Here is a 12,174-nt window from a genome sequence, read left to right as displayed (position 1 = left end):
TTGGGGAGGCGACCTTTGAACAGTGCCGCTAAGCGTTTTTCCTATATCGCGGAAGCGGTCAATCGGCCCCGTTTCTGCCAAGCGTAACGCGACGCGAAGGGCGGGGAGCGGCCTTTCGGCAGTGCAGCGAACTAGCCGCCTCAAGACGCAAAAGCGGCCATTCGACCTCGGTGCAGCCTCACGGCCGCCTAACCCGACGCGAAGGGCAGAAAAGCCGCCTGACGGCGGTGCGGCAGAGCGGATGCAGCATTTCGAAGAAGCAGACACTCAATCCCCGCTCAGTGTCATCGGCACAGGATCAACGCCAAGGGCGGGGAACCGGCGCTGCTCCGACGCCAACGCCCGCAGGCGCTCGCGCAGGTCGTGATCGTCGGGGCGTCGGCCGCGGTATCGGATCGAGGTCCGGTCCGTGCCGATCACGGAACACGCCCGCCGCTCGCTCATCTCGTGGCGCTCCAAGAGGATCGAGACGGCTTCTCGCTTGGGGGCGGGCGTTACCACCTTCGCGACAGGAGATCCTTCAACGCCGCCTGGTCGAGCAGCGACTCGCCAAGGGCCGCTTCAGCCGGGCATTCTCCTCCTCGAGCGCCTTCAGCCGCTTCGCGTCCGACACGTCCATCCCACTGAACTTGGCCTTCTAGGCGTAAAACGTCGCGCTGCCTATCCCGTGCCGGCGGCACAGCTCCGCAATCTTCCCTCCCGCTTCCTGCTCGCGCAGGATGCCGATGATCTGCTCTTCCGTGAACTTCGATCGCTTCATGGTCCGGTCCTCTCCCTGGCCCAGACTCTAGCATCAGATGGACGAGTTATCAGGGGTCACCGCACCTCCTTCGCACCGGAGGTCGCATTGCTCGGCCGAAGGCTCGTAACTTTGCTAATGCCATGTGTCGGAGCCGTCAGAGCTGGGCATGTCCAGCACCCTGACAAATACCGTTGCGATGAAGCCCCCCGCAGCTAACGGTTTGGTGTGTTCTGGGGGGAATTTGTTTGATGCGAGAGTAGCCGCCGCGCTAGGCTCAGGCAATTGCTTTCATTAGGTCCAATCCATGTCCTCACCCCAGATTCAAGCCTTTGCAACTCAGTTACGTCAGCGCCAAGTCAATTACGAGAGCGTAGAAGAGACCGCAGCAGCAATACGCACTGACGCCACAGCCATAGGCTTTGACTTTGGTTCGGCTCAGCTCGACGCGCTTGCTGCCGCTGTCGGATTGGTAAAAGCGGAATTCCAAGAGGTAGAGATCCTCCGCCGCTTTTCCGTTTTAGACAAACGAGAGGAGTGGTATTCCGGCCCTCGCCCCGACGGTAGGCACTGGTCAGCCTTGCACGAGTATTTGAAGACGAAAGGCTGGAACAGCGACACAGTAAGATCACTCGATAGTGCGTCAACCGAAGTCGTATCGCTCTTGGGGAACCCGACCTCCGAGAAGTTCGACTGCCGGGGACTTGTCGTGGGTTACGTGCAGTCCGGCAAGACGGCGAACATGACAGCCGTTATGGCGAAGGCGGTGGACGCAGGCTACAACATGATAATCGTGCTGGGCGGCGTAACGAACAAGCTGCGGAAGCAGACCCAAGATCGATTCGAACAGGACGTGCTTCGGCATCGGGGGCTTTGGCAGCTCTACACGACCAGTGCTGCTGACGGAGACTTCGTCCAGCCTCCTAATGGTGGATTTGTGATGCCGTCTCCAGGCCATGCCCAGCTTGTGGTCATGAAAAAGGAGGGCAGTCGCCTGCGGCAACTCCGTAAGACGTTCAAGCGCACGCAGGCTGCGGTGAAACGGAAGCTCCGCGTCCTCATGATCGACGACGAATGCGACCAAGCCTCCGTCAACTCGGCCAAGGGCGAGTTCGACATGACAAAGATCAATGAGGAGATCCGGCGAATCTTGGCAGAAATTCCGGCCGTCTCCTACGTCGGCTACACGGCCACCCCCTTTGCGAACGTCTTCATCAATCCCTATCCCTATGGCGAGGAGGAAGCCCTAGACGATTTGTATCCGCGGGACTTCATCACTGCCTTGGAGCGACCGGAGGGATACTTTGGAGCTCGGGAGGTATTCGGAGGCGATAGTGCCGACGAAGGAGCCGAAGAGCGGGACATGATCCGCCATCTCGAGATGGAGGAGCCTGCTCTACTGCAGCCGGCGTCCATGAAGGATAAGGAAAGCTTCCGTCCCCAGATGACGCGATCCTTGGAAAACGCGATTTTGTGGTTTCTCTGCACCTGTGCGCTACGGAGGGCGCGGGGGCAGGCGGACAAGCACATGTCGATGCTGGTTCACTCGTCTCCGTTTGTCCGTCAGCATGAATACATGTCGGACCTCATACGGAACTGGATCGAGGACCGTAAGGATGATCTGATCGCCGGGGCCGGTTTGGTGGCGGAGCGTCTGCGGGAGGTGTTCGAGGACGAGCGCCTGCGCACCGCAGCGGCCAGGGGGGCGCACATTCTCGAAAAGTTCGAGGCTGTTACGGAATCTCTTCCCGAGGTGCTCGCAGTGATGACATATCCTGTGGAGAACGGCGAAACGGAGGAGGATTTTCGGCTGGACTACACGGGGGACCCCGTAACCTGCATCGTTGTGGGAGGCACCGTGTTGGCACGGGGTCTTACCCTCGAGGGACTATGTGTCTCGTTCTTCCTGAGGACGTCCAAGCAATATGATACGCTTCTGCAGATGGGGCGCTGGTTCGGCTATCGGCATGGCTACGACGATCTCCCACGCCTCTGGACGACCGAGGATCTTGCATCGAAATTCCGCTCTCTTGCGGTGATCGAAGAAGAGATCCGCAGCGACATCGCCATGTATCGCGAGAACGATCTTACGCCGCGGGAGTTTGCGGTCCGTGTGCGGGCGATACCGGGAATGGCGATCACTGCCGCCACGAAGATGAAGCACGCCCATCGGACGAACATGAGCTTTGCCGGCAAACATGTGCAGACCATCCGCTTCAACCACACTGATCCCCAAGTAGTTGCTGGCAACTGGAAAGCTGCTGCCAAGCTGATCGATGTTGCAGGAACCGCACAACCCCCGAAGTCAGGGAAGGGTGACGTCCTCTTTGAAAATGTTCCACTTTCGGCAGTCCGTAAGTTTATCGCTGCCACCGACATCTCGGAAGAGCACATGGACCTCAAGCAGGCATATCTTCTGGAATATCTCGACAGCGCGGCGGCATCCCTGTCGGAATGGAACGTCGGCCTTGTTCAGCCTGCCTCAGGCACCCGTTCGACAAGGCCGCTCGGCAAGTTAGGCGCGGTCGTTACACTACGGCGCTCGAAGCTGAAGTCCGAGAATCCGCGTTACGCTGACATCAAGGCATTGATGTCAAAGGCAGACATCCTCATCGATGCGGACTGCAAGCCTGAAAAGGATGATTGGTCCGGGTTCAAGGAGTGCAGGCCGGACAAGCCCCTTCTCCTCCTCTATCCGATCGACGCGTTATCTGAGCCTGAAGAACGCAAAGCAAAATCAGGAAAGCCTTCCTCCCGTGAAAGCCTGAACGCTGCGGGCGATCTGATGGGGTTCGGTATCGTCTTCCCGGGACAGAAGGATCGAAGCGGAGGATATTTCTCGGTCGACATCGATGCCCAAGCTGTCGAAGATACCGAAGAGGGTCCCGACGAGTTGGCCGAAATCGAGGGGCTCGTCTGACATGATTGCCCTTGCAGCCGAATGGGACCGCATCCGTAGGAGCGGCCAAGGTGACGGTCGTTTGGAAGTGCCGAGCCGTGCAACTGGAGTTTCTACCGGCTACGGAGAGGTGCGCCTGGCAACAGGGCCACAGGGAGAGGCCCGCCTGCTTGTTCCCGTCGCACGTCCCGGCCGTGGCAGGATGCCTCCGGGAAACCAGAGCCTGCTCGTATCCTACGCCAGCTATCGGAATGGTTCGCAAGTCGAGCATTTCATCGACCTCATGCTCCGCGATGCCAGACTTGCCGGCGTTTTCGCCGATCTAGCAGAGGAGATTCTGTCTCGCATTGGCGTGGGGACTCCTCCCGACACCGCGGTGAAGGGAACGATTGACGACTTTCGGAAGCTCCTTGCCGCAGGACCCATCGGAGAGGTGCCTGCCAACAAGATTGCGGGGCTGATTGGTGAACTACTCGTGCTGGATCAATTGTGTGCTCATGACCCTGCAATGGTGGATGCTTGGGTCGGTCCCACCGGCCAGCGACACGATTTCCGTCGTGGGGCATTGGCAATCGAGACAAAGACTTCAATGCGCTCCGACGCAACCAAAATCGCGGTCCATGGGGGCGAGCAGCTTCAGGCCCCGCTTGGCTCAGCCCTCTTCCTCGCTCACATCAGGGCGGAACGCGCTGACAAGGGGGATCTAACCGTCGCAAGCATCTTCTCGCGGATCGTCGGACGAGGAGCTGACGAAGTCCTTCTCGAAGATCGACTGCACGCCGTTGGATGTCGTGCGCCGGATGCGGAGGAATGGAACGAAATAGCGTTCTCTCTCGAAGGCTTCGATATCTACGCGGTCAACAAGAACTTTCCGCGCATCATTCCTGAGATCTTTCCGGCAGGTGTCCTGCCGCCAGGAATTTCCAATTTAGATTACATGGTGGACCTCTTCCATGCACGAGACTGCAAGCTTCCCGAGGTCGAGACAACGGAACTGCTCCGGGGATTTTGCCTGTGACACCGCTTGATCTTCACAGTGAGCGTTTCGCACGCACCGGCAATATGGCCGCAGAGGGTTTCCGCCGCCTGCTGGGGCGACCGGCTCTCAGCATGTTGCAGGCGGTCATCCGCGAGGCACTCCAAAATTCCATTGACGCATCTCCCGGATTGCGGCCAATCGAGATTCTGCTGCGACGTCGCGTCCTGTTAGGGCACGAGCTGGAGCCATTTCGCCGATTGGCCTTCGCCGCCCTTCCGTCTCGCGCTAGTGAGCTTGGAACCGAAGACGAGGGCCGTATGCACCTTAACGACGTGCTGGCAGCAGATAGGCTGGCCATCTTCGAGGTTGCCGATTTCGGCACGAGCGGCCTGAGCGGCCCGTCGAGAGCTGACATTGCTTCGGAAACGGAGCCCCTCAACTTCGTCAACTTCCTTCGCAACGTGGGAGCGCCCCGGGACACTCAACAAGGTGGGGGAACCTACGGATACGGCAAGACCTCCCTCTATTCCCTCAGCAGTTGCTCTACGATCATCGTGGACAGCCAGACGATGTCGGGTGGACAGCCTGCGCGGCGCATCATGGGGTGTCACTTGGGAAACGCGTTCGACGAAGATGTTGATGGCAGGCGCTGTCGCTTCACCGGTCGCCACTGGTGGGGCAGGACGGACTGCGAAGGCGGGGTTGACCCACTCGAAGGCGGCGATGCAGAGCGCCTCGCCCGTGCCCTTGGATTTCCTGAACGGGACGAAACCCGGACCGGAACGACAATTGCGATCATCTCGCCACTTCTTGAGAATGAAAGCAGCCTCGAGCCAGATCTGCTGGAAACCGTTCTCTGGAACTTCTGGCCACGTATGTGCGCGGCCACAGATCCCGGACGCAAATTGAAGGTGAGCATCGATGTCGGCGGAAGGCTCATCAATGTTCCGCCGCCCGAGGAGTTTCCTCCGCTCGACCTCTATTGTCAGGCGCTGACAATCGCTCGAGAGGGCAAGGGAGAAATCATCCGAAGCCAGCGGCCAAAGGCCGTGTTGGGAAGCTTGGGAATGGCTCGTGGCATGCGGGCGCAGCGTGATCCGCGGATCGATCGACGGTCCTCGCCCTTGTCCCAGCAAGCCTCACACATTGCCCTGATGCGACCGGTCGAACTCGTGGTCCGGTATCTCGAAGGAAATGCCTTTCCTGACAGCCGCTACGAATGGGCCGGGGTCTTCATCTGTTCGGAGGATCCGGAGATTGAGGCCGCTTTCGCCGAAGCCGAACCTCCCGCACACGACGACTGGGTCCCGAACAACTTGCCGAAAGGCAACAGGAAGACGTTCGTCAACGTAGGACTGCGGGAGCTTGCCAGACATGCCTCGTCGTATGTTCAGCCCAAGGAAGGGATAGTGGGCACCGCCACGAAAGCCCCGTCGATTGCCGAGACAGCCGCGTTACTCGGCAAGCATCTTGACATGACTCTGAGTAAAGGTCCCGGTCGTGCCACTTCGGCACCCGGTAGCAGGGGAGGCAGGAAGAAAGGGATTACTATCTCGCCACCACGGTTCACCGGGCTGGACTTTTCGGAAGGGAGGAGGATCGCCCGTTTCGAAGCGGATATCAGGAACGACGGCAGTTCTCCCGGCATGTGCCTAGATGTTACAGCATATCTGATCCTTGACGGGGCCATGACAGATACGTCCGACCTGCCTGCCGGATATGAAGCACGGGTCATCGACGTGGAACTGAATGACCGCAAGGAGAAAGGTAGCATCATCAGCATCGGAACCAAGAGCGGCGTCATTATGTGCCGTGTCAGCATGCCCGCTGACGCGGCTGTTGGGCTGCGTTTGGACGTCGTGGCGGAGCGCCCGTGACGTCTTCCATCGCGCCACCCTTCCTTGTTCTGGGAGATACTGATGTCGGATTCGACGGCTGGTTTGTCGGAGATCCGGGCCAACCTCTCATTCCAGTGGGTAGGATGATCGAGAACTGGGATTATGCTCGAGATCTCCAGTTGAGGACATCGCTAACCTTCGACCTCCGGGCAGCCGCCCGATCCCTGCAGATTGACGTCGGCGAACTGAAGCTCGCGATCATCGTGAAGATCGGTTCGGGTCTCGGCCGCTTTCCTCGTCGTATGGATCGCGTGCTTCGGATCGACGTCGACAATCGGCGCCCGGCTCCGAGGGAACTCAAGGTCATCCTTCCGGGTCAATCGTTGGGGGGACGACTTTATGTGAGGACGGAAGTTCTTCTTGCAGAACGTCCTTCAGCGCATTCACCGCTTTCTCCCAACCTGCCGGGCGCGCGTCTCTGGATAAATATTGCCGAAGCTGCCTTGGAAGATGGAGGAGATACCCGATTTCCCATGGAAATCGTATCTTTCTCAAAGGCGTTCAAAAGCTGGCCACACGAACACGCACCTTGGTATCTTTCGTTCCGCGGCACGAGTTTTCACGGCGATTTCTCTGGAACGGTGCGTCTTTACGTGAACGCCGATCATGCGGCATTCGCACAACGTGTTATCGATGGGGATCCTCATGTATTGCAGGCGATGCTAGGAGACGTGATGGTCCAGCTGGCAAACATGGCATTGGACCAAGAAGACTTTTCAGAAACGGTTGCCACCTGCGAGGATGGCTCGGTTGGACGACAAATCATCGGGTGGCTAGCCACCGCCTTCCCCAGCCAAGCGCTCAATGCCATCCGTTCGATCCGGAACACGCGGCCAGGCAGCTTCCATGCTGCCCTGCATGCCGCAGCAGAGATCGGAGATCCGGAATGACCATCCTTCTTCCCCGGCTTACCCCAATGGGTGTCGACAAGTGCATTGAGGACCTGCGCAATGCTGCGCCCTTCCGGTCCGACCTGTCGATCAACGTTGAGGATCGTCTGCGTTCGCATGAGGCATACATCTGGTATGGCGCGAGCGGCGGGTCAGTGAACACGAATCTTCTTGAGGCCATAACGATTGAGATCGGCCGTATCGCTCGTGGACAGGCTTTTCCCTCACCGGCTTCGGAACGCCAGAAAACAGCCTTCGATCAAGAGGTCGCAAAGTTCCTAGGAGCGCATCCGGATCTCGGCGGGGGCGAAGCCTTGCGAGATGATGTTTGGGCCTGCATGACCTGCGTCCTTCTGCGCGAATTCGCCCAGTGGCGGTTTTCTTCGGACCAGAAGGCGCGCTTCGCCGGAGGGGTGAGGAACACGTTCCAGAGGGCATGGATGCGGGGACGCACGCTTGATCTGGGAAAAAAAGCGCCGGAGCGATGGCAGCTCATATCGAGCCTCAGCGAGGACGCGATGGTTCAGATTTTCGAACGGGCCTCTATCGCGTCCGATGCCCGCCTAGCTCGGGCACTCGGGATTGCATGGGTCGGGACGTCGAAAAAGCTGGGCCGCGGACGAATGGAGGATGTAATGCGTCGTGCAATAAAACTCTTACGGCTACGCAATCAGGTTGTCGACTTTGCCTTTCTGTCTGATGCTGATCTTTCACGGGAGATGTCGACCATCTTTAAGCAGGTTTCCGGAGCAGCAATGCCTGGCGATTCAGGAAGCGCTGATCTCGATCAGCCGATGATATCTCGGATCACGCGAGCGATCTTCAGGGCGAGGAAAGGCGGAACGGCGTTGCCGACCTGATGATACTGCTGGGTTCGGTTCCCGCAGAAGAAGTAGTTGTCCGGGAAGGTCTGCAGTCTAGCGGCCTCCCGGACTGTCAGCGATCTTGCTTGGGTAGGGTCGGGATGGATGAAATAGTGTCCGTCCTTGGAGATATGGCTGGTGACCGTGCTGGAAGGCCGGTCGCCTCGCTGGACCCGGAACCGATCCGCAAACTTCCCGCTCAAGCGGTTCTTGTGCTCAGGGAGAAGGAACTCCGGAAAATCTTGAAGCTTCGGCGACCGACGCCGCTCCTGTGCGAAAACGGATGCAAACAGATAGCGCCCCAAGTCTTCGGAAATATGGGCCCGAGTTTCATGCCCAAGGATGCGAACTAGAGCGGGATCGTGCAGCCAGCGGCCGAGTTCGGTTTCCGGTATCGGCCTCGGCTCGGCCTGTTCGAATTTTCGCAGCCGGACAGTGCCTAGGCTTCCAGACTTCAGGAACTGCATGGCGCCTCGAATGTCTTCGCCCACGTCGTTGCTGGCGATGATCCGGTTCGCATGATCACCAATGACTGTTGACCAAAGCTGAGCACTGTCAACGCCTCGGCTTAGGCCACTACGAAGGGCCGGAAAGTCTGACAGCACCGACCAGACATCCGCCCGCTCGGATGAGTTAATTGCAGGAAGAAGAGGCGCAGCGTCACCGGGTGGTCTGACGTCAGATCTGATCCCGACTACGAACACGCGGTGTCGCGCTTGGGGAACACCGTGATCCTCCGCCTTGACGATGAAGTCCCGCGCGTCCGGAACTGCCTTGTTCCGGGTAGCCGAAAGCGGCAAAAGCGTGTAACCGTCACCTGCGGTGCGAAGATCTTCCAAGACGCGCTCGAAGATCTCGCCACCGTCCACTTGGCTAGAGATCATGCCTTTGACGTTTTCCATCACGAAGGCGGCCGGGCGCAGCCGGTCCAAAATCGATACGTATTCGCGGTAGAGAAAATGCCGAAGATCGTCTTCGGCGACATAGTTGGCCTTCCCCCTGTTGCGGGATCGTCCGACCAAAGAGTATGCTTGACAAGGAGGCCCGCCGATCAGGATGGTATCGCCGTGGAAAGACTCGCGAGCCTCGTCAAGAACTGCAGCAATCTCCTCGAACACGCCGGGTTGTCCAAGCTCCATCTGGCGGGCTTCGTCCTGCGCGCGCGTCCACTGCCGCGGATGAGATGTCTCCCAGTCCGGAAGCGCACGTCCCCTATTGAGTGCCTCGTAATATTCTGAAGGCAGCGCCTCTCCGAAGCTCCTGAGGAACGAACGTAGCCTGAGCGTTCGAACTTCAACCGCTTCCTTCTCGATAGAGAGTCGGATATTCATCTTGATCGAAGTCTCGCGTCCGGCCGCCGAGAAGCCTTCGCCGAGTCCCCCCGGCCCAGCGAACAGGTCGATGATGGCGAAGTGCTTGGTCATTTCTTCTCTCGTCAGTGCAGCATCTTGTAGGCACATCGCGAGGTCAGCGCCAGGTGAAAACGGAAAGGAATGGAGATTGGCAGATATCGTCACGCCGGAAGTGCGTTCAAGAATGATGGCTGCCATCGGGCGAAGAGACACAAAACCGGAAATTGCTGTTCGCAAGGCGTTGCATGCGGCCGGATTTCGCTTCCGTGTCGATGTGCGGAAACTTCCCGGTGCTCCAGATCTGGCTCTAAGTAAATGGCGCACGGCTATCTTCGTGCATGGATGCTTCTGGCACCGTCACGGAGGTTGTCCGAAGGCCAGCGTGCCCGCAACAAGACCAGATTTTTGGGCGGGAAAGTTTGCCTCTAACGTAGCGCGTGATCAGCGCGTGCAAGCAGCCCTTATCGAAGCAGGGTGGAAGGTCGTCGTAATTTGGGAGTGCAGCATTTCAACTTCGAACATGGAGGCATCTTTGCTGTCGTTGATGAACTTCATTCGAGAAGGCGAGCCAAGCACGATGATCGAAATTCCGCAAGCAGCTACGTCGAATACTGTGCAGGCTACCTAGGGACAGGACCTATTGATGATCTGCTCGCGGCGTGATTCAGCTTCTGGAAGGAGACTGATCGATGAGCAACCTTTTCTGGCTGAGCGACGCGCAGATGGCGCGACTGCAGCCCTTCTTCCCCAAAAGCCATGATAAGCCGCGCGTCGATGATCGACGGGTGTTGAGCGGCATTATCTTCATCAATCGCAATGGGTTGAGGTGGCGCGATGCACCGAAGGAATATGGCCCTTCGAAGACCCTCTACAACCGTTGGAAGCGGTGGAGCGACAAGGGCGTCTTTGCCCGGATGATGGCTGGCGTATGGAGCTGAGGCGGTGAATGCGATGATACGGACTGCGTTTAAAGTGTTGGATGCACGCTTTGTAACGACAGGCCACGCAGCGCCCAATACGGCAAGTGCGCGCTTGGCGCAGAAGCTGGGCTTCAGGCAAATAGCGCAACAACCGCTTGGCTGTGAGCTGCCTGACGGCCTCCTTGTCGACGGTATTGCTTACGCCATCGAGAACATTGCTGTTTTGCAGCTGAAAGTCTCATGGGGCTGAATGGTGGCGCCGTCCCGCAGAGCAGACTGTGACCCGACGATCTCGCTGCGCCAAGCACGAACGTCCGGTCTGGGGATGCTGCAAGGCGGCACCAGACCGGGGCTGTCTGGCCTCAATGGGCCGGTCGCAGTGCGATCTATCCCAGGTGATAAAGGGGAGCCCATGGCGGCTTTGAATACTGAGCCGCCGCTTGTGGCTGGTGCCTATCATTTTTCCTGATGAGCTCAACTGCCCTCGCTGCATCAAGGCCGTGGATGCTACTTTTCCCTAAGGCTAACGATGGGTGGACGATTGACGCTTCGTGCTCGCCGGTCAGCTTCGAACTTGGCCTGTTTGGCAACATCCACCCAGCGGTGGTCCCAAGCATAAACCGTATTGCGGGACCGGCTGCTGTGGGCGGCGAAAGCTTCCTTCCGATACTGCCTTCCTTGGTAGGTGCAGATCTCGCGGCTTCGAGCTCTGGGGAATGCTGTGTCAAGGGCGCGATGAAGGGCTTCCTCAGGGCTCCGCTCCAGAAGACCTTCGGCCTGCAGCGACCGTCTGATCTCTGTAACCTTCCACTTGAGTCCGTCAATGTCGGACCTGTATTTGTTATGATCCTTGGCCGGGTCGCGTTCCGCAATGGCGACGCACTCTGCCAAAACGGCTTCCGCATGAGCGAGTTCAGCCAACGTTGCCATATGTTATCCACTCCGCCGAAGATCTCAATCATGACGGTAGCAAGTGATCGACGGCAAGTCGAGGTAGCCGCGCTCCGCGCGTTCGGCCTGTTCAGTAATAATGTGGCGTCGTAGGCGGGAACAGTGATCTATCGTGAGAGATGCGGTGTCATCTTCCTCGGCTCAATTGTCCGCGCCACAGCCTTCATATTTAGGCGTAAAATTTGAAGAATGTATCCCGCGCGAGAAGCAGCTTCGTCCGCTCTGCCGATCTCGCAGCGTCGGAAATGCTGCGCCAAGCCCGAACGGCGGATTCGGTGACGCCGCGCTGCCGCATCGGCGGTCGCTTCGAACGGCCGGAGTGGGCCGAGCGCGTATACAGATACCTGTTTTTCCTGGGGCACCGTTTGTATCTGGTTTCTCAACCGCAAGAACAGGGGTCGCTCCGCCGGGGCGCATGCTCATCTGACTGAACAGGCGCTCACTTCCTGTTCAGGTGAACTGTCCGGCTGGACTGCCGCATGTTGAGCCTAGCCGATACTGCACCTCAGGCTTCTGCCTAAAAGCCGAGAGGCAGTGTAAGCTGAGCATGTCAAATTGAGGTGCTCCCCCTTCCTTGGACAGGATCTGGCGCTTTTTAAGCTCTGAGTTGCTCCTGTTGATCGGGTTGCATGACTTCGATTTGCAGTGAGTAGACCACTGCCGGCGGTCGGCCGCCAAGGGCC

Annotated in this window: 8 protein-coding genes and 3 pseudogenes; 9 read left to right on the top strand and 2 right to left on the bottom strand. The window is 58.5% G+C overall.

Translation table 11 applies throughout. From position 1 onward, the window contains the following. Positions 1–315 precede the first annotated feature (315 nt). Positions 316–760, bottom strand: a pseudogene (locus FA740_RS07895) (transposase); the annotation flags it as partial. A 286-nt stretch (positions 761–1,046) separates the two neighbouring features. Between FA740_RS07895 and FA740_RS07890 the strand changes: the two are divergent. The 5 genes from FA740_RS07890 to FA740_RS07870 all read left to right on the top strand — a co-directional run bounded on the left by FA740_RS07890 (position 1,047) and on the right by FA740_RS07870 (position 8,265). Beyond that, on the top strand, positions 1,047–3,659 hold the full coding sequence (locus tag FA740_RS07890; RefSeq protein WP_136856235.1) for a Z1 domain-containing protein: 2,613 nt from the start codon (positions 1,047–1,049) through the stop codon (positions 3,657–3,659). 1 nt (position 3,660) lies between these two features. Then, the gene (locus tag FA740_RS07885) at positions 3,661–4,656 is read left to right on the top strand and encodes a PD-(D/E)XK motif protein (RefSeq protein WP_169306253.1); all 996 of its coding nucleotides are present in this window, start codon (positions 3,661–3,663) and stop codon (positions 4,654–4,656) included. Next, entirely contained in the window at positions 4,653–6,494 is a 1,842-nt protein-coding gene (locus tag FA740_RS07880; RefSeq protein ID WP_136856233.1) for a hypothetical protein, read from the top strand. The genes FA740_RS07885 and FA740_RS07880 overlap by 4 nt, the downstream gene beginning before the upstream one ends. A gap of 104 nt (positions 6,495–6,598) precedes the next feature. Beyond that, positions 6,599–7,405, top strand: coding sequence for a hypothetical protein (locus FA740_RS07875; protein ID WP_246053524.1), 807 nt, complete (start codon positions 6,599–6,601; stop codon positions 7,403–7,405). Further along, positions 7,402–8,265, top strand: coding sequence for a DUF6339 family protein (locus FA740_RS07870; protein ID WP_136856231.1), 864 nt, complete (start codon positions 7,402–7,404; stop codon positions 8,263–8,265). The genes FA740_RS07875 and FA740_RS07870 overlap by 4 nt, the downstream gene beginning before the upstream one ends. Here the strand turns inward: FA740_RS07870 and FA740_RS07865 are convergent. After that, positions 8,193–9,692 (bottom strand): DNA cytosine methyltransferase, encoded by a 1,500-nt coding sequence (locus FA740_RS07865; RefSeq protein ID WP_136856230.1) that lies wholly within the window; start codon positions 9,690–9,692, stop codon positions 8,193–8,195. The genes FA740_RS07870 and FA740_RS07865 overlap by 73 nt on opposite strands. Positions 9,693–9,768: 76 nt before the next feature. Between FA740_RS07865 and FA740_RS07860 the strand changes: the two genes are divergently transcribed. The 4 genes and pseudogenes from FA740_RS07860 to FA740_RS20030 all read left to right on the top strand — a co-directional run bounded on the left by FA740_RS07860 (position 9,769) and on the right by FA740_RS20030 (position 10,790). Next, entirely contained in the window at positions 9,769–10,248 is a 480-nt protein-coding gene (locus FA740_RS07860; RefSeq protein WP_136856229.1) for a very short patch repair endonuclease, read from the top strand. A gap of 61 nt (positions 10,249–10,309) precedes the next feature. Beyond that, a pseudogene (locus tag FA740_RS07855) lies at positions 10,310–10,549 on the top strand (transposase); the annotation flags it as partial. Positions 10,550–10,571: 22 nt separating this feature from the next. Beyond that, positions 10,572–10,616 (top strand): annotated as a pseudogene (locus tag FA740_RS20035) (hypothetical protein); the annotation flags it as partial. Positions 10,617–10,652: 36 nt separating this feature from the next. After that, a complete protein-coding gene (locus FA740_RS20030) occupies positions 10,653–10,790 on the top strand; it encodes a hypothetical protein (RefSeq protein ID WP_246053541.1) in 138 nt (45 codons plus the stop codon). Positions 10,791–12,174 lie beyond the last annotated feature (1,384 nt).

The sequence above is a fragment of the Paracoccus hibiscisoli genome (assembly GCF_005048265.1).
Lineage (GTDB): Bacteria > Pseudomonadota > Alphaproteobacteria > Rhodobacterales > Rhodobacteraceae > Paracoccus > Paracoccus hibiscisoli.
The sequence above is the reverse complement of the archived record's forward strand: the minus strand, read 5'-3'. Positions and strand labels throughout refer to the sequence as shown.

Coding starts and splice junctions, on each gene's coding strand:
- FA740_RS07890 (WP_136856235.1), top strand. CDS start 1,047: ATGTCCTCACCCCAGATTCAAGCCTTTGCAACTCAGTTACGTCAGCGC.
- FA740_RS07885 (WP_169306253.1), top strand. CDS start 3,661: ATGATTGCCCTTGCAGCCGAATGGGACCGCATCCGTAGGAGCGGCCAA.
- FA740_RS07875 (WP_246053524.1), top strand. CDS start 6,599: ATGATCGAGAACTGGGATTATGCTCGAGATCTCCAGTTGAGGACATCG.
- FA740_RS07870 (WP_136856231.1), top strand. CDS start 7,402: ATGACCATCCTTCTTCCCCGGCTTACCCCAATGGGTGTCGACAAGTGC.
- FA740_RS07865 (WP_136856230.1), bottom strand. CDS start 9,692: ATGACCAAGCACTTCGCCATCATCGACCTGTTCGCTGGGCCGGGGGGA.